Annotated in this window: 19 protein-coding genes; 8 read left to right on the plus strand and 11 right to left on the minus strand. The window is 61.9% G+C overall.

The genetic code is table 11. From position 1 onward, the window contains the following. Nucleotide 1: 1 nt before the first annotated feature. The 5 genes from AC0L2U_RS07660 to AC0L2U_RS07680 all read right to left on the minus strand — a co-directional run bounded on the left by AC0L2U_RS07660 (nucleotide 2) and on the right by AC0L2U_RS07680 (nucleotide 4,887). Nucleotides 2-1,165, minus strand: a complete 1,164-nt coding sequence (locus AC0L2U_RS07660; RefSeq protein WP_127809346.1) for an ABC transporter permease subunit — start codon at nucleotides 1,163-1,165, stop codon at nucleotides 2-4. An 82-nt stretch (nucleotides 1,166-1,247) separates the two neighbouring features. Beyond that, complete coding sequence (locus AC0L2U_RS07665) at nucleotides 1,248-2,282, minus strand: amino acid ABC transporter substrate-binding protein (RefSeq protein ID WP_023810153.1); 1,035 nt, start codon at nucleotides 2,280-2,282, stop codon at nucleotides 1,248-1,250. Between the two features lie 86 nt (nucleotides 2,283-2,368). Next, nucleotides 2,369-3,319: a LysR substrate-binding domain-containing protein gene (locus AC0L2U_RS07670; RefSeq protein WP_023810154.1), complete on the minus strand. Its 951-nt coding sequence runs from the start codon at nucleotides 3,317-3,319 to the stop codon at nucleotides 2,369-2,371. 96 nt (nucleotides 3,320-3,415) lie between these two features. After that, nucleotides 3,416-4,165 (minus strand): SDR family NAD(P)-dependent oxidoreductase, encoded by a 750-nt coding sequence (locus tag AC0L2U_RS07675; protein ID WP_127321702.1) that lies wholly within the window; start codon nucleotides 4,163-4,165, stop codon nucleotides 3,416-3,418. A gap of 11 nt (nucleotides 4,166-4,176) precedes the next feature. Then, nucleotides 4,177-4,887, minus strand: a complete 711-nt coding sequence (locus tag AC0L2U_RS07680) for an SDR family oxidoreductase (RefSeq protein ID WP_127321703.1) — start codon at nucleotides 4,885-4,887, stop codon at nucleotides 4,177-4,179. On the opposite strand from AC0L2U_RS07680, the gene AC0L2U_RS07685 reads away from it, so the two are divergent. Beyond that, nucleotides 4,871-5,134, plus strand: a complete 264-nt coding sequence (locus tag AC0L2U_RS07685) for a hypothetical protein (protein ID WP_292139170.1) — start codon at nucleotides 4,871-4,873, stop codon at nucleotides 5,132-5,134. The genes AC0L2U_RS07680 and AC0L2U_RS07685 overlap by 17 nt on opposite strands. 42 nt (nucleotides 5,135-5,176) lie before the next feature. Here the strand turns inward: AC0L2U_RS07685 and AC0L2U_RS07690 are convergent, their stop codons facing one another. Genes AC0L2U_RS07690 through AC0L2U_RS07710 form a run of 5 tightly spaced genes read right to left on the minus strand, consistent with a single transcriptional unit; the run spans nucleotide 5,177 to nucleotide 8,903 of the window. Then, complete coding sequence (locus AC0L2U_RS07690) at nucleotides 5,177-5,965, minus strand: FadR/GntR family transcriptional regulator (protein ID WP_164749433.1); 789 nt, start codon at nucleotides 5,963-5,965, stop codon at nucleotides 5,177-5,179. 50 nt (nucleotides 5,966-6,015) lie between these two features. Beyond that, nucleotides 6,016-6,363 carry a RidA family protein gene (locus tag AC0L2U_RS07695; protein WP_023810158.1) on the minus strand — a complete coding sequence of 116 codons (348 nt, stop codon included), beginning with the start codon at nucleotides 6,361-6,363 and terminating at the stop codon, nucleotides 6,016-6,018. Nucleotides 6,364-6,394: 31 nt separating this feature from the next. Further along, nucleotides 6,395-7,201, minus strand: a complete 807-nt coding sequence (locus AC0L2U_RS07700; protein WP_473601688.1) for an SDR family NAD(P)-dependent oxidoreductase — start codon at nucleotides 7,199-7,201, stop codon at nucleotides 6,395-6,397. Then, the gene (locus AC0L2U_RS07705) at nucleotides 7,194-8,006 is read right to left on the minus strand and encodes a shikimate dehydrogenase family protein (RefSeq protein WP_473601689.1); all 813 of its coding nucleotides are present in this window, start codon (nucleotides 8,004-8,006) and stop codon (nucleotides 7,194-7,196) included. Before AC0L2U_RS07705 ends, AC0L2U_RS07700 begins: the two co-directional genes overlap by 8 nt. Before the next feature lie 6 nt (nucleotides 8,007-8,012). After that, nucleotides 8,013-8,903 carry a 2-hydroxy-3-oxopropionate reductase gene (locus AC0L2U_RS07710; RefSeq protein WP_473601691.1) on the minus strand — a complete coding sequence of 297 codons (891 nt, stop codon included), beginning with the start codon at nucleotides 8,901-8,903 and terminating at the stop codon, nucleotides 8,013-8,015. 109 nt (nucleotides 8,904-9,012) lie between these two features. On the opposite strand from AC0L2U_RS07710, the gene AC0L2U_RS07715 reads away from it, so the two are divergent. Together AC0L2U_RS07715 and AC0L2U_RS07720 are read left to right on the plus strand one after the other, a co-directional pair. Continuing rightward, nucleotides 9,013-9,777, plus strand: coding sequence for an HpcH/HpaI aldolase family protein (locus AC0L2U_RS07715; RefSeq protein WP_127395399.1), 765 nt, complete (start codon nucleotides 9,013-9,015; stop codon nucleotides 9,775-9,777). A gap of 15 nt (nucleotides 9,778-9,792) precedes the next feature. Next, a complete protein-coding gene (locus AC0L2U_RS07720) occupies nucleotides 9,793-11,010 on the plus strand; it encodes an NAD(P)/FAD-dependent oxidoreductase (RefSeq protein ID WP_127395400.1) in 1,218 nt (405 codons plus the stop codon). A 45-nt stretch (nucleotides 11,011-11,055) separates the two neighbouring features. On the opposite strand, the gene AC0L2U_RS07725 is transcribed toward AC0L2U_RS07720, so the two are convergent. Beyond that, the gene (locus AC0L2U_RS07725) at nucleotides 11,056-11,316 is read right to left on the minus strand and encodes a zinc-binding dehydrogenase (protein ID WP_473601692.1); all 261 of its coding nucleotides are present in this window, start codon (nucleotides 11,314-11,316) and stop codon (nucleotides 11,056-11,058) included. Between the two features lie 36 nt (nucleotides 11,317-11,352). Between AC0L2U_RS07725 and AC0L2U_RS07730 the strand changes: the two genes are divergently transcribed. From AC0L2U_RS07730 to AC0L2U_RS07750, 5 genes are all read left to right on the plus strand, one after another. Continuing rightward, complete coding sequence (locus AC0L2U_RS07730) at nucleotides 11,353-12,570, plus strand: tyrosine-type recombinase/integrase (protein WP_473601693.1); 1,218 nt, start codon at nucleotides 11,353-11,355, stop codon at nucleotides 12,568-12,570. Nucleotides 12,571-12,808: 238 nt separating this feature from the next. After that, nucleotides 12,809-12,979 (plus strand): helix-turn-helix transcriptional regulator, encoded by a 171-nt coding sequence (locus AC0L2U_RS07735; protein WP_473601702.1) that lies wholly within the window; start codon nucleotides 12,809-12,811, stop codon nucleotides 12,977-12,979. Continuing rightward, nucleotides 12,976-13,179 carry a hypothetical protein gene (locus AC0L2U_RS07740; protein ID WP_473601694.1) on the plus strand — a complete coding sequence of 68 codons (204 nt, stop codon included), beginning with the start codon at nucleotides 12,976-12,978 and terminating at the stop codon, nucleotides 13,177-13,179. The genes AC0L2U_RS07735 and AC0L2U_RS07740 overlap by 4 nt, the downstream gene beginning before the upstream one ends. A 111-nt stretch (nucleotides 13,180-13,290) precedes the next feature. Further along, a complete protein-coding gene (locus tag AC0L2U_RS07745) occupies nucleotides 13,291-13,533 on the plus strand; it encodes a hypothetical protein (RefSeq protein ID WP_473601695.1) in 243 nt (80 codons plus the stop codon). After that, nucleotides 13,520-15,100 (plus strand): AAA family ATPase, encoded by a 1,581-nt coding sequence (locus AC0L2U_RS07750; protein ID WP_473601696.1) that lies wholly within the window; start codon nucleotides 13,520-13,522, stop codon nucleotides 15,098-15,100. The genes AC0L2U_RS07745 and AC0L2U_RS07750 overlap by 14 nt, the downstream gene beginning before the upstream one ends. Nucleotides 15,101-15,151 lie beyond the last annotated feature (51 nt).

A 15,151-nucleotide genomic window follows, 5' to 3' on the forward strand; every position in this document is an offset into this window, starting at 1 on the left:
CTCACCCCCTCAACTGGTTGCCCTTGAGGGCGATTGCTTTGTTGATGCGGTTGAAGATGGCGGCGAGGCTGAGGTTGATGACGAGGAAGCCAGCCATCAGGATGCCGATCGCTTCGATTGTCTGGCCGGAATGGTTGATCGTCAGCGCCACGATCATGAAGAAATCGGTGAAGCCCACCGCGATGCCCATTGTGGTCGCCTTCATCAGCCAGACATACTGGTTGGCGAGGATTGGCAGCATGGCGCGTAGTGCCAGCGGCAGCCGCACCAGCATGAAGACCCGCCACGGGCCGAGGCCCAGGGAAAGAGCCGCCTCGACCTGGCCCTTGCCGACAGCCTTGAACCCGCCGCGCACGATCTCGGCGATGTAGGAGCCGCCATAGATGGCGATCGCGATGGCCAGTGTCGCAAACTCCGGCGGAATGCGCAGGCCGCCTCGCAGATTGAGACCTTGCAGCGCCGGAAAATCGAGCAGCGGCGAGTCGGCCAGGCGGCCGGCCACCAGAACGATGGCCGCGCAGGCAAGTGCCGCCGCCGTGCCGGCAAGCTGAATGCCGCCACGCTGGCCGACCGGCAGGCTGAGGCGCGATGTCCTGCCCAGCCAGATCGGCAGCGCGATGGCGGCAATCACAGCCAATGTCGCCGCAGCGAGCGCGGCGCTGCTGACATTGGGGAACGGGATGTAAAGCCCCCGGCTGGTGAGGAGAAAGCCCCATCCCTCATGCGCGGCGCGCGGCGTCGGCAGATGGGTGATAACGGCATACCAGAAAAAAACCTGGAGGATCAGCGGGATGTTTCGGAAGATGTCCACATAGGTGCGGCCGAGCAGCCGGGCCAATTCGTTCGAGGAAGTCCGCGCCAGGCCGACGATCGTTCCGACGATCGTCGCCAGCGTCAGGCCGACGGTTCCCAGAAACAGCGTATTGATGATCCCGATGAGGAAGTACCACCAATAAGGGTCGTTGGCCGTGGCGGGCAGCAGCGAGAAGTTCAGGTCCCAGCCCGTCGACTTGAACAGGAAGTCGAATCCGGAGGTGATCCCCTGCGCCGCCAGGTTCTGTCTGGCGATCACAATGCCGGCAAGCACCATCGCGGCGATCGAGCCGACATACAGGATCTGCAACAGTGCGTTGCGGACTTTTTGATTTCTCAGCAGGCTGACCATTCAGAAATCCTTCCCGAATTGCCGCGCGGTCCCGCCCGGCGGGAGCCGGGTGGGACCTGGAGCGGGATGCGTTCAGAACGGATCAATCAACAACCAGCGGGAACAGGACACCGCCATTGTTCCACAAATTGGTCAGTTCGCGATCCATCTTGTAGGGCGAGTCCTTGCCGAGATCGCGATCGAAGATTTCGCCGTAGTTGCCGACGTTCTTGATCACCTTGTAGGCCCAGTCGTCGGAGAGCCCGAGACCCTTGCCCATGCCTGGCGTGACGCCGAGGAATTTGGCGACCTGCGGTGAAGTCGGCTTGGCCTTTATCTCGTCGACGTTCTTCGAGGTGATGCCTTCCTGTTCGGCGAAGATCAGCGTGCTCAGCGTCCAGTTGGCGATGTCGACCCAGTTGTCGTCGCCTTGCCGCATGATCATGACTTCAGGCTCGACGGCGAGCACGTCTGGCAGGATGACATGGTCGTCGACCTTGCTCTTGGCGATGCGCGCAATGGCCAGTGTCGGACCCCACTGCGCATAAAGATCGCAGCGTCCCGAGAAATAGGCCTGCTCGAGCTCCTCGGTCTTCTCGATGAGCACCGGTTCGAGCTTGATGCCGAGCTTGGCCGTATAGGCAGCGACCTGCTGTTCCTGCGAGGTGCCGGCGGGAATGCAGATCGTGCCGCCTGCGGCATCCTTGAGCGACTTGAGGTTCAGCTCCTTGTGCGCCATCACCTTGGTGGTACCGAGATAGTAGGACATCGAGAACTGCAGCCCAAGTTCGGTGTCGCGGCTGAGCGTGCCGCCCGAGGCCTTGATGATGATGTCGACATCGCCGGACTGCAGGGCCGGCCAGCGCTGGGCCCAGCTGATCGGAACGACCTTCAGCTTCGCCGGGTCGCCGAACACGGCCGCGGCCACCGCCTTGCAGAGGTCGATGTCCATGCCCTTCCAGTTGCCCTTGTCGTCCACCTCGGCGAAGCCGAGATAGGAGCCGTCATGGCCGGTGCAGTTCAGCATGCCGCGTGCCTTGACGGTTTCGAGCGTCTTGCCGCCGGCGGCTTCCGCCGGCGCCGCAAAATGCACGAGGCCAAGCGCCAGGGCCGAAGCCCCCCATTTCATCATTTTCATGTTCCGTCTCCACTGTTGAGGTTGTTTGGTTTCTTGTTGTTGGAGGCCCGAAAGGCGTCTTTCAGGCCTCGGTCTCGAAGCCGCTTCTAGTCGGAAAGCGGGGCCGGTTTCGGTAACGAGGAAATCGTGAGGTCGCCGCGCCAATCCTGCTGAGCCAGCCATCGGTGAAGTGCCGCGACCGCCTTCACGCGCAGATGTCCGCGCGGGACGACAAGATAGAAGCCCGGGACTTCCTCCGGCTTCATGTCGGCAATGGCGTCGCGGCCGATCGGCGCGACCAGCGTGCCCGCCCGGAAATCTTCCTCGGCGTCGATGACGGAAACCAAGCCCACACCTATGCCTTGCAAGGTCGCCCGGCGCATGGTCGCGGCGTCGTCGAAGCTGATGCTGCGGTCGCCATCCGTCAGCTCCACGCCAAGGTGGCGCAATATGTCCGGCCACAGACGCTTCGACTTGACGGTGTCGAGCAACGTGAACTGTGTCAGATCATGCGCCGACTTGATCCTTTCGCCGATCGCCGGCGTGCAGCAGATGATCTTCGGATCCGGCACCAGCAACGTGGTTTCATAGTCGGACCAGTTGCCGTAGCCCCACTGGACCGTCATATCGATATCGTCGCGCCCGAAATCGGGCAGGTCGACCATCGTCGTCAGGCGCAGGTCCGCGCCCGGCAAGATTTCCCGGAACAACGAAAGCCGCGGCAGGAGATAGTGCGTGGCGAAGTATGGGCTCGCATTCAGGTTGATGCGGTCCCGATAGTTCGACTTGGTGACGCGGCGAACGCCTTCGGCAAACTCGTTGAAGCCGGCTTTGACATAGTGCGACAGAAGAATGGCCGACTCGGTCAGTTCGATCGACCGGCCCTTACGCTCGAACAGCGTTACCTGGAGCGTATCCTCCAGAAGCTTGATCTGCTGTCCGACGGCCTGCGGCGTGACCAGCAATTCATCCGCCGCCTGCCGAAAGCTCTTGTGCTGCGCGACCGCGTGGAACACGCGCAGAGCATTCAGCGAGGGGAGGCGCAGCTTGCCGGTCATCGAAAATTCCGTTCCTTTCCCTGCTTGTGGCCCGGTCGGTCATGCACTGCCTCGGTCATGCACTCCCAGAGTTCAGTCGCCCGCGGCGAAAGAGGCTTAGGCGTATATGTAACCACCTGAAACAATTACGTTTTCACCGGTCATGTAAGTGTTCTTGGGGCTGCCCGTCATCAGCACCCACTCGGCAATTTCCTTTGGCTCGGCACCGCGGCCGAGCGGGCTCGCCTTGGCCAGTTCCTCCAGGAAGCCGAGCGCTTTTGCCTTCTCCGTCGCCATGCCGGCCGGCGCCACCGAATTCACCAGAATGCCGTCCTTCGCCACGTGATGGGCAAAGGATCGGGTAAGGCTGACGACGGCGGCCTTGGTCGCCGCATAGTGAGCGTTCTGCGGATGCGCCTTGAAGGCGTCGACCGAGGTCAGGTTCACGATCCGCCCGCGGACGTGGCTCTTCGGCTCCTGCGATTGCATGTGGCGAACCGCCGCCACCATCATATGATAGGTGCCCTTGATGTTGATGCCGTTGGAGGCATCCCAGTCGGCGTCGGTGATTTCGAGGAGCGGGCGGCGAGGGTAGATCGCGGCACAATTGATCAGCGTGTCGACGCGCCCGAGTTTCGAAACGATCGCCTCGAATGCGGCGTGGCACTGTGGGCCTACCTGGATGTCGCAAAGGGCGGTTGCGGTAGGCAGTCCCCTGGCCTTCGCGGTCGCCAGCGCGGACTCGGCGGCTTCCTGGTTGATGTCGATGATGCCGATCTTTGCCGCTCCGGCCTCGACAGCCATCTCGGCTAAGAGGGCACCGAGGCCGGCACCACCGCCAACGATCAGAACGGAAAGATCTTTCATCCCAGTTTTCCTTACTTGGTACCGCTTGGCGAGGTTGGCCAAGTCGGCATGATGTCGAAACGGGTAACGTCGGCCCACGCGGGGAGCCCAAGCACAGCGACGACCATCCTGGCCACGTCATCCGGCTGCACCACTTTGCTGGCGTACATGGCTGCGCGCGCGTTGGCGTCGAGGATGTCCTGGTAGAGCTGCGTCTCGACACGGCCGGCAACGATCTCGGTGACGCGTACGCCCGATGGGGAGAGGTCGGCGCGCAGCGCTGCTGCAAAGCCTGATATCGCCGCCTTGGTCGCTGAATAGACGGCAATGTTGGAGTATGCCGCGTGGCCCGCCGTGGAGCCGGTGAACAATACATGCCCGGACTGCCGCTCGCGCATTTGCGGGACGACGAGGCGCGTGAGCAGGATTGCCGCGCTGAGGTTCACCTCGAGCGTGGTGTCGATGTCAGCGATCTTCATATCGGCGAAGTTGCCGAGCGGCGGCATGACCCCGGCATTGTTGATCAGCACGTCGATGGTGAGATCCGCCAGGGCGGCTTCCAGGGCCTCGCGGTCGGTGACGTCGACGGCAATCGGCACGATGCCGGGCCGCTGTGCCTGCAGCTCCTTGAGCGCGGCCTGGCTGCGCCCGACCGCATAGACGTCGTAGCCGGCGTCGCTCAGCGCGATCGCTATGGCCCGCCCTATGCCGCTCGTCGCACCGGTGATGAAGGCTGTCGTCACGTGGGCTTTCCTGATTGTCCGTTTTCAGTTTGCGGCCCGGGCCGATGCCGCGAAACCAAGAAAACCAGCAAAAAGGAAAGATAAACTTTCGAAAATTTCGGATGCCTCCAAAATCCCTTGGGGTGTTCGGATAACCGCAGCAGCCGAAAACCCAGGGAAACGCTGGCAAGCTGGCGCCTTCAGCCCTTGGGAAACCCGCGCAGCCGGTGACGGAACAAAAAACACGGCTTTCGCAACGGATGTCTAATTTTCAGCCCAGGCGCGCCGATGCGATCGAATTCGCGAGGCCTCATCCGCCTGTCGAGGCAGGCCTTTTCATGTCGGTGAAAAGTGAGGCCGCCGCCGCCTTCTGCTCGGCTTCGATTGCCTCCACGCCAGAGGCTCGGGCCAGGGCGCGCACCCGCCCGAGACTGTTGTGCAGGTGCTTGCGCATGGCCTGGCGGGCGGCGCGGCCATCCTGCCTTTCGATGGCGTCGACGATTGTCTTATGTTCGCTGTGTATGCGCGCGTAGTAGCTGTCCTTGAGTTCGGGCGTGACCAGATAGCCGAGCTGGAAGCGCGGCACGATCATCGGCCCGAGATAGCTTAGGAAACCGTGGATGAATTCATTTCGTGCCGCCTTGGCGATCGCCAGGTGGAAATCATAGTCGTAGTGGATCTGGACGACGGCGGGATCGGCCTGCTGGGCGTCGACCTGTTCCATCAAGGTGCGGATCGCGCTGGCTTCCGCATCGGTGCGCCGTTCCGCGCACAATCCTGCCGACTCCACCTCGACGCTCAACCTCAGCTCGAGCAGCGCAATGGTTTCCGGCAAGGTCCTGAGCGCTTCGTCCGGTATCGAGAAGTTGCGCGGCGCCGGCGTCTCGCTGACGAACATGCCGCGCCCCTGCTGCGGCACCACCAGGCCTTCGGAACGCAGTCGCGCCACAGCTTCCCGCACCACGGTGCGGCTGACATCGTACTCGGCGCAAAGCTCCGCCTCAGTCGGCAATTGCGCGCCGGGCAGCAGCTGTCCGGAACGGATCTTCTCGGACAGGCTCTCCGCCACGACGGTGGAAAGCGGCTTGCGCTTCGTCATCAGTCTCCCTCTCGCCAGATTCGGGATGATGCCCGAACCGGCAGGACCATTCAAACCGCCGCGGTGACGATCAGCTCGACCAGCATTCCGGGCTTCGCCATCCGTCCTTCGCCCGATGAGCGCGCCGGTGCGTGCTCCCCGGGCATCCAGGCGTCCCACACCGCATTGACCTCGTCGAAATCCCTGATGTCGTCCAGCCACATCTGCACATGAAGGATGCGGGTCTTGTCCGTGCCCGCCTTGCCAAGCAGCGCATCGATCTTGCCGAGCACCTCGCGCATCTGGTCGGCCGCGGACTGGCCGGGCCTCGCGACCTGGCCGGTGAGGTAGAGCGTGCCGTTATGGATGACGCCATGGTGGATGCGGGTATCGAAGTCGAAGCGCTGGATGTCGCTCACTGGCGGGATATTGATCACTGGATTATCCTTGTCAGATAGCCGGCGTTTGCCGGATGGGATTTCCCTGCAGATATTGTGCGTAAGGCGCCTGAACCAGCCAGCCGGCGTCGACCGGCAAGGTGACGCCGGTAATCGAAGCAGCGCGCTCCGAGCAGAGGAACAATGCCGCCTCGGCGACATCGCGCGGCTCGACGAAGCGTCGCAGTGCCGTGGTGGCCTGTATGGCTTCGGGGTTGCGTTCGCCCCTGGCGATCTTGGTCTTCAAACCATCGGAAAGTGTATAGCCAGGGGCGACCGCATTGACGCGAACGCCATGCGGGCCGAGTTCGGCGGCGAGGATCTGGGTCAGGGCCAGGACCGCATGCTTTCCCGGCGTGTAGGCCGGCAGCGACAGCGGCGCGAAAGAGGCGAGCGAGCCGACATTCAGGATCGCGCCTCGCCGGGCGGCCGACATCAGCCGGCCAAACACCTGGCACCCCAACAGCGTGCCGCGATAATTCACCCGCCACATCTTCTCGTCCTCGTCCAGATCCTGATCAAGGACGTACTTGCCGCTCTGCAAGATGCCGGCGCAGTTGACGACGACGTGAGGCGTGCCGAACCCGTCGCTGACAATCCGTGCCAGAGCCTCGACTGAGCCGCTATCTGCGACATCTGTCTGGACAAACAGCGCACGCGGCGCGCCCGTCGCCTGACAGGAGCCGGCCGCCTCATTGCCCCTCGTCGCATCCCGGCCGGAGACGACCACATGATAACCGTCTTCTGCGAAGCGCTGCGCGATAGCGCGTCCGATGCCGGAGGTGCCGCCGATGACGACGGCAGTCGGTGTCTCAGCCATGGCCGCGGTCCTTGCCTTCGATGTCGAAGAATTCGGACATCGCCCGGACCTGGAAATCCATCATCGGGCGTCCCGGTTGAACGCGGCAGCCGATCCCCTTGGCCGCCCGCAGCAGAGCGGTTTCCGCAGGCTCCATGATGATGTCCACGACCGTCATATCCGGGGTCAGCCGGCTGACGTCAAGCGGCAGCGGATCGCCGGCATGCATGCCGACAGGCGTGGCGTTGATCGCTATATGCATGCCGGAAGGCTCGGCCTCTCCGACCTGGATGCGGCATTTCGGGAACGCGCGGCCAACCAGCGCCGCCAGTTTCCCGGCGCGCGCCGTATCGATGTCGGTAAGGCGGATTTCGTCGGCGCCGGCTTCCGCGAGACAATAGGCGAGCGAGGCACCGGCGCCACCGGCACCGACTTGAAGAATGCGGCGGCCGGCGATCTGATGTCCGTTCGCCTTGAGCGCATCGATGAAGCCGACGCCGTCGAAATTGTCGGCATACCAGCTGCCATCCGGCAGCCGTCGCACCGAGTTGGCGCTTTCCACCCGCGCGGCGCGGTCATGCGCGGCGGAGCATTTGTGGTAGACCGCAACCTTGTACGGCACCGAGATGATCACGCCCCTGATATTCTCGGCTGCCGTGATGCCGGCCCAGAAGGTCTCGAAATCCTCCGGGCGGCAGCTCAAGGGCACCATGAGGCTGTCGAGGCCCTTCTGCTCGAAGATCTCGTTGAATATGCCGGGACTCTTGGCATGGGCCACGGGATGGGCCAGCATCACGAAGATCTCGGCCTTGCCGGTTCCGCGCATCGGTTTTTACTCCTTTTCTTTTGACAGTTCGTGGCCGCCGAGGATCTCCAGCGCCCGGACGAGAGACGAGTGATCGGCCTCGGCGCCACCTGGATGGGCCGAACAGGCATTCATCAGTTGCTGCGCCATGGCGGTGTTCGGCAGCGCCACGCCAAGGGCGCGGGCACTGTCAAGGGCCAGGTTGAGATCCTTCTGGTGGAGCTTGATGCGAAAGCCTGGGGCGAAGGTCCGGTCGATCATGCGCTGGCCATGCACTTCCAGGACGCGGGAAGCGGCGAAGCCACCCATCAGGGCGCCGCGAACCTTCGCCGGGTCGCACCCGGCCTTGCTGGCGAAGACAAGCGCTTCGGCCACGGCCTCGATGTTGAGCGCAACGATGATCTGGTTGGCGATCTTGCAGGTCTGCCCGGCGCCATTCTGCTCGCCGATCAAAGTGACGTTCTTGCCGAGTGTCTCAAAGATCGGCAGCGCCCGCTCGAACTCGGCGGCCGGGCCGCCGACCATGATGGTGAGGCTTGCCGCCTTGGCGCCGACCTCGCCGCCCGAGACCGGGGCGTCGAGGTAGCCGGCTCCCTTCTCTCGCAGTTTCGCCGCGAACGCCGCCGTGGCGATGGGGCTGATCGAGCTCATGTCGATGACCAGCTTGCCGGCTGACAGTCCTTCCAGGACGCCGTCCTCGCCCAACAGGACGCGTTCGACGTCAGGCGTGTCGGGCAGCATGGTGACGACGATCTCGGACTCCCGTGCCACTTCGGCGGCGGACGCGACCACCGATGCGGTCAGGCCCTGCGGCAGAGGGGAGCGATTGAGAACGGTGACGATCTCATGCCCGGCATCGGCCAGGTGACGCGCCATCGGTGCTCCCATGACGCCAAGCCCGATGAACCCGATCCTCATTCTCCAGCTCCCATTCGAAAGTCCGTACATCGCATCTTGCAGCGTTTTGTAGCCATATGATATAGGACATCATACAAATTTCAACCAGATGATTGGAGACGATCGCAAGATGCAAGAACGCCTCAACACGCTGAAAGCCGCCACCGCGGCTGGCCGGGCTCACATCGGCATCTGGTGCTCGCTGGCTTCGGCGCTCACCACGGAGATCGTCGCCGGCTCTGGAGCCGATTGGGTTCTGATCGACGGCGAGCACAGCCCCAACCATCTGCGCAGCATCATGGCGCAGCTTCAGGTGATGGGCGGCTTCGACAGCGAGGCTGTCGTCAGGCTGCCCTCCGACGATCCCAATCTGATCAAGCAGGCGCTGGATATCGGCGCACGCAGCCTGATGATCCCCAATGTACGAACCGCCGATCAGGCCCGCGCCATCGTCGCGGCCATGACCTATGCGCCCGGCGGATTTCGCGGCTTCTCGGTCGGTCACCGCGCCAACGCCTTCGGCCGCATCGCCGGCTACCACGCCAAGGCGCGTGAGCAGCAACTTCTCGCCGTGCAGATCGAGGATCAATTGGGCGTGGCGAATGCCGCCGAGATCGCGGCGGTCGACGGCGTCGACGTTCTCTTCGTCGGTCCCGGCGATCTTTCCACCAATATGGGCGCGATGGGCAATCCCGGCGCGGCACATGTCCAGGAGGCAATCTCGTCCGTGCGCAAGGCCGCGACGGCGGCAGGCAAGGCAAGCGGCATCCTGGCGCCGGCGAAGGCCGATGCCGACCGCTACCTTGCCGAAGGCTTCACCATGGTTGCCGTCGGTTCGGACCTTGGCCTTCTTGCGCGGGGCTCGGATGCCCTGATCGCTTTGTTCAACCAGTAGCTTGGAGTCGGAGCCATGGGGATCCCGCCTTACAAAGCGCCATCGCGCAACGCCTACGACATCGTCATCGTCGGCGGAGCGGTTGTCGGCTCGTCCACGGCCTACTGGCTGAGCCAGGCGCTGGGCAGCGGTGCCTCGATCCTCGTGGTCGAGCGCGATAGCAGTTACGAGTTTTCATCGACGGCGCTGTCCACCAGCGCGATCCGGCAGCAATATTCCAATCCGATCAATGTGAAGATCAGCCAGTTCGGCATCGAGATCATCCGCGGATTTCAGGAGCGTATGGCACCTTTCTACAAGGACGAACCGGCGCCCGACCTCGGCTTCAAGGAGCATGGATATCTTTACTGCTGTTCACCCGACGGCGTCGAAGCGGCCCGCGAGCGCGTCGATCTGCAGCGCAGTTTTGGGGCCCACACAGTGTTCCTCGAGCCGGGCCCGCTGAAGGATCGCTTCCCCTGGCTCAATGTGGAGGATCTCGGTGGCGGTTCCTGGGGGGCTAGGGAAGAGGGCTGGTTCGATTCCGTGGGGCTGATGAACGGTTTCCGCCGCGCCGCCCGCGCCAGCGGCGTCGAGTATATCGACAATGCAGCGACAGGGCTGGATATTGCCGATGGACGGGTCATCTCGGTGCGCCTCGCGACCGGACAGACGGTTCGTTGCGGAACATTGGTCAACGCCGCGGGCCCGCGCGCGCAGCAGGTGGCAGCCATGGCCGGCCTGTCGATCCCGGTCGCGCCCTACAAGCGCTACAGCTTCGTCTTCGCCAGCGCCAACCCGATCCCCGGCCGGATGCCCAATGTCATCGACCTTTCCGGAACATTCGTGCGTCCCGAAGGCGAGCTTTTTCTCACCGGCAACACGCCGCAGGGCGACGGACCGGCCGGCTACGACGACTTTGAAATGCATCATGAAGAGTTCGACGACCACATCTGGCCGGCACTCTGGCACCGCATTCCGTCTTTCGACGCACTCAAGGTCCAGACCAGTTGGACCGGCCACTACGAGTACAACATGCTCGACCACAACGGCATCGTCGGCTTCCACCCGCAGGTGACCAATTTCATGTTTGCCAACGGCTTCTCGGGGCACGGGCTGCAACAGTCGCCAGCCGTGGGCCGGGGAGTTTCAGAACTTATCGTTCACGGGGCTTTCCAGACGCTCGATCTGTCGCCATTCTGTTACGAGCGCATAGAGCGCAACGAGCCGTTCCTCGAGGAAGCGGTGATCTAGGGCGAGACGATCGACCACCCCGTTTTGATTTGGCGATGCAATTGACTACGGGACGTCGGTCGTGTTCGAGATTGCACCAAGCACAAGCGCCCCGGTTGTCCTCCTGGCCTCGAGATCGCGATGAGCGTCGGCAGCCTGCGCCAGATCATATTGCCTGGGCGCGCCTATCTTGATCACACCTAGGTGCAAACTGGCGGAGAGAGCGTCCGCCTCTCCGCCGAACCTACGGCACATAGTGACAACCGGTTCTGCCGGAACCCTTGCAAAGCATGGATATCGGCCTTGCCGCGCGCCCATATTGCGCATACTGACACATAGAAAGTTATGTTGTGGGTTAGGTTGATGGCGAAAAATAAGTTGACCGACACGAAGGCGAGGGCGCTTACAACAGTAGGCGTGCACAGTGACGGTGACGGCCTCTTCCTTCGTGTTCTAGCGCCCAAACAGAATGAAAAGGTTGGCGCTAAGAGTTGGCTTTTTATCAGCAAGCGCGGTGGGAAACGTCTAGAAATTTGGCTTGGCGGCTACAATCGCGGAACGGCTCCAGTCAGCCTTGCGCTGGCCCGCACAAAGGCCGAGGCGATACGACAACAGATTGCTGAGGGTATAGATCCAAAGGCCGCCCGCGTCGCGGCGCCGAAGGCCAAGACCTTTCACGAGTGCATGGAAGACGTGCTCCGGGAGAAGGGAAAAGAACTGGCCAATGCCAAGCACCAAGCCCAGTGGAGCATGACTCTTCGCACCTACGCCGAGCCGCTGCACAAAATGGCCGTTGCTGATATCAGCCTTGGCGACGTCAAGGCTTGCCTTGAGGAGCATTGGACAGCGAGACCCGAAACCGCAGATCGGCTACGGAGTAGAATACAAGCCGTCATCGACTATGCCATTGCCCATGAGTGGCGCACGACGCCCAATCCTGCCGTCTGGAAGGGTAGACTTGAAAAGGTCATGCCTGCCCGCCAGAAACTGTCTAGGGGGCATCACGCATCTTTGCCCTATGTTGATGCGCCTGCAATGATGGCGAGGCTACGGGCTTCTAAGGGTACGGCGGCGCGCGCTGTGGAATTCATCTCGCTTACCGCGGCCAGAACCGGCGAAGCGAGAGAAGCCACCTGGCATGAAGTCGACTTCGACGCCAAAGTTTGGACTCGCCCCGCCGACCACATGAAGGCGGGAGTTGAGCATCGTGTCCCACTTTCTGATAGAGCGTTGACAATTCTCGTTGAGATGAAGGAACGGCGGTTTGGCGATTTCATATTTGCTGGTCAAAAGGACGACAAGTCAGTTTCCGACACGGCACTAATGAAGGCGCTCCGCCTTGCAGCACCAGATGGCGTGGCGTGCACAGTGCATGGGATGCGGTCTACTTTCCGGGATTGGGCAGGCGATATGACCAGCCACCCGCGAGACGTTGCGGAGTCCGCATTGGCGCACACGCTTGATGCCGTCGAGGCCGCGTATCGGCGTAGCGACGCATTGGAGAAGCGACGGGCGTTGATGAATGAATGGGCCGAGTATTGCGGCAAAACGCCGCATCTGAAAAATGCACTTGACGCATAAGTCGTTTTGGTGGGTGTTGACAACATAGGCGAAAACGCCTATAAGGAATTTACGGTCTTTGGTGCGTCGAAAACCTGCCTGACCCCGCTGCCGCTTGTTGCGCGGAGCACCTTTCTAAAAAACCCCTCCTGCCGCCACGATGTGGCGTCCCTTCATCAATCATATTGGTTCTTGAACCGCCGCCATGCGGCGAGGAGATGTCATGCACGCGAACGACAACACCCCGAGACTGATTAGTATGAAAGAGGCTGCCAAGCAGACGAGCTTGAGCCGCACTATGATAAACCGGCTGAGAGCGGCGGGAAAGTTCCCGACCGCTGTAGCGTTAGGCGAGAGGCGAGTGGCATGGATCCGAACCGAAGTCGAAGCTTGGATTGACGCACGCATCAACGAGAGGGCCGCCGGATGACCAACGTCGGCGAGTACAAGACGGACAAGACCCGCGAAATCATAGAGGACGCAATCAGCCAGTTGGTTGCCGTTGGCTTCACCCTCGACGGTGCTGCCGCGCTCCTCGTCATACAGGGCGCCATTCGCATTGAGTCACAAGACAAGGTCAAAGAGATGGCCGAGTTCGTCGCATCGTGCGTCGTGACAGAAGACGACTGAAACTCCCCACCCCGCGTCGCGGCCATCCGGCAAGCGAAACCCTAGCGTCGACCGCTGGGGCGCGGTTTTTACTGCCTACGGGCAGCCACCCTGTTGAACAGGAACACCAACTTGAAAATTCTGAACATCCGGCGCCTGCAGGGGTCGGGCGCAATAGCGCGTTTTGATATTGAGATAAGCGAACATCTACGCCTTTTCAGCCTGAACCTTAAGAGGACGGCAGACGGTCGCATTCGCGCCTTTGCTCCGCATGCTATCGGCCGGCACGCTGCCTCGTTTCATCCGGTGCTTGCCCAACAAATCACAGAGGCCGCGGTAGCTGCCTTAGGGGCAGCAGCCAATGACGCATCTTGAAATGAAGGCATTCGAACTGCCTGACGGTTTCGGCGAGGGCGTCGAACCGACTGTGGATCATGTCGCTGTAGACGAGCGAGAACACGCGCTGGACAGCCTTGCTGACTATGCTGAATTGCTCCACGGCGACATCATTCTGGTGCCCCTCGCGGACGGCAAGCCCGATTGGGACAACGTCACTCGCGATACCATTGCTAAATTCGCTGGCCACTGGTCTGAGATCGAGCCTGAAGACGTTCCGCGTCTTGGAATCCTCACAGACAGCTTCGCGCGATTCTTGGGCGATGGAACCGACGACGTCTCATTTGTAACGTTATGGCGGGGCGGCACGCCGGATGTTCGCCAGATCGGTGGCGGTGACTGTCCCGCCGCTCACCACCTCATTACAGACGCCATCATTGATGACGAGCCGCTTAAGGTGCGCCAGGCGACACCTCCAAAAGAGGAGCCCAAGAAAGAGCCACCCAAGGCTGCGAACGACAACCAAGAAATCTTTCTGATCAATCCGGCAGACTGGTACGGCAAGCCGGTCCCTGCGCGCGAGTGGTTTGTCGGTGACATGATCCCGATGCGCCAGGTCACAATTTTGAACGGTGACGGCGGCGTCGGGAAATCGCTCCTTGCCCTACAGATCGCCGCGGCGAGCGCCCTCTCGGTTGATACGTTAGGTCTCGAGCCGCTGGCCAGGCCCGTCCTTTATCTGGGCGCGGAAGACGGCGCCGATGAGTTCCAGCGGCGGCTCGCTGATATCCTGACCCACCATGGCGCGGGCTTTGATGATCTCTTTCGTTTCCGCCTGCTCCCGCTGGCCGATCGCGATGCCCTTTTATGCGTTCCAAATCGTCTTGGTGTCATGGAACCGACCGCGCTTTGGAAGCGCGTCGTTGTGACGATTAAGGATCTCAAGCCAGGCCTTGTCGTCCTCGACACGGCAGCCGACCTTTTTGGCGGCGACGAAATAAAGCGCGCTCAAGTTCGTCAGTTCATCGCCATGCTTCGGAAGGTGGCCATGGAAAGTGACTGCGCAATCATACTCCTAGCCCATCCATCTGTTGCCGGTATGCAGTCAGGCACAGGCTCATCAGGCTCAACGGCTTGGAACAACTCGGTGCGTTCCCGGCTCTATCTGACCAGACCGGAAGGGAGGGACGACGTTGACCCTGACGCTCGCGTACTGACCACGAAGAAGACTAATTATGGCAGGGTCGGCAGCGAGATACGGATGCGATGGCAAGAGGGCGTCTTCGTACTGGACGACGGCAAGCCAACCGCAACTAGCAGCCTGCTGAACAGGCGCCACGACGAAGCCTTCCGCAGTTTGCTTTCCGCAGTAAATCGAACCGGCCAGCGCGTCGCTTCAACCCGCGGCGTCAACTATGCGCCAGCCGTACTGGCGGCCCGTCCGGACGTGGAAGGTGTCACCAAGAGGCAGTTTGAGGCGGCCATGCAACGGCTTCTGGCGGAGGGCATCGTCAAAGTTGTTTGGGAGGGTCCGCCATCGAAACAGAGGCAGCGTCTCATTGTATCGGCAGAGGATTTCGGCGCGGGGTCAGAGGCGGAAGATTGATGTTCCACCTCACATTCCACCCCCCTACCACCCTGTTCCACCCCCCTGTTC

It is taken from the genome of Mesorhizobium sp. WSM4808, assembly GCF_055811675.1.

Coding starts and splice junctions, on each gene's coding strand:
- AC0L2U_RS07660 (WP_127809346.1), bottom strand. CDS start 1,165: ATGGTCAGCCTGCTGAGAAATCAAAAAGTCCGCAACGCACTGTTGCAG.
- AC0L2U_RS07665 (WP_023810153.1), bottom strand. CDS start 2,282: ATGAAAATGATGAAATGGGGGGCTTCGGCCCTGGCGCTTGGCCTCGTG.
- AC0L2U_RS07670 (WP_023810154.1), bottom strand. CDS start 3,319: ATGACCGGCAAGCTGCGCCTCCCCTCGCTGAATGCTCTGCGCGTGTTC.
- AC0L2U_RS07675 (WP_127321702.1), bottom strand. CDS start 4,165: ATGAAAGATCTTTCCGTTCTGATCGTTGGCGGTGGTGCCGGCCTCGGT.
- AC0L2U_RS07685 (WP_292139170.1), top strand. CDS start 4,871: ATGAAGGCTGTCGTCACGTGGGCTTTCCTGATTGTCCGTTTTCAGTTT.
- AC0L2U_RS07690 (WP_164749433.1), bottom strand. CDS start 5,965: ATGACGAAGCGCAAGCCGCTTTCCACCGTCGTGGCGGAGAGCCTGTCC.
- AC0L2U_RS07700 (WP_473601688.1), bottom strand. CDS start 7,201: ATGGCTGAGACACCGACTGCCGTCGTCATCGGCGGCACCTCCGGCATC.
- AC0L2U_RS07705 (WP_473601689.1), bottom strand. CDS start 8,006: ATGCGCGGAACCGGCAAGGCCGAGATCTTCGTGATGCTGGCCCATCCC.
- AC0L2U_RS07710 (WP_473601691.1), bottom strand. CDS start 8,903: ATGAGGATCGGGTTCATCGGGCTTGGCGTCATGGGAGCACCGATGGCG.
- AC0L2U_RS07715 (WP_127395399.1), top strand. CDS start 9,013: ATGCAAGAACGCCTCAACACGCTGAAAGCCGCCACCGCGGCTGGCCGG.
- AC0L2U_RS07720 (WP_127395400.1), top strand. CDS start 9,793: ATGGGGATCCCGCCTTACAAAGCGCCATCGCGCAACGCCTACGACATC.
- AC0L2U_RS07725 (WP_473601692.1), bottom strand. CDS start 11,316: ATGCGCAATATGGGCGCGCGGCAAGGCCGATATCCATGCTTTGCAAGG.
- AC0L2U_RS07730 (WP_473601693.1), top strand. CDS start 11,353: ATGGCGAAAAATAAGTTGACCGACACGAAGGCGAGGGCGCTTACAACA.
- AC0L2U_RS07735 (WP_473601702.1), top strand. CDS start 12,809: ATGAAAGAGGCTGCCAAGCAGACGAGCTTGAGCCGCACTATGATAAAC.
- AC0L2U_RS07740 (WP_473601694.1), top strand. CDS start 12,976: ATGACCAACGTCGGCGAGTACAAGACGGACAAGACCCGCGAAATCATA.
- AC0L2U_RS07750 (WP_473601696.1), top strand. CDS start 13,520: ATGACGCATCTTGAAATGAAGGCATTCGAACTGCCTGACGGTTTCGGC.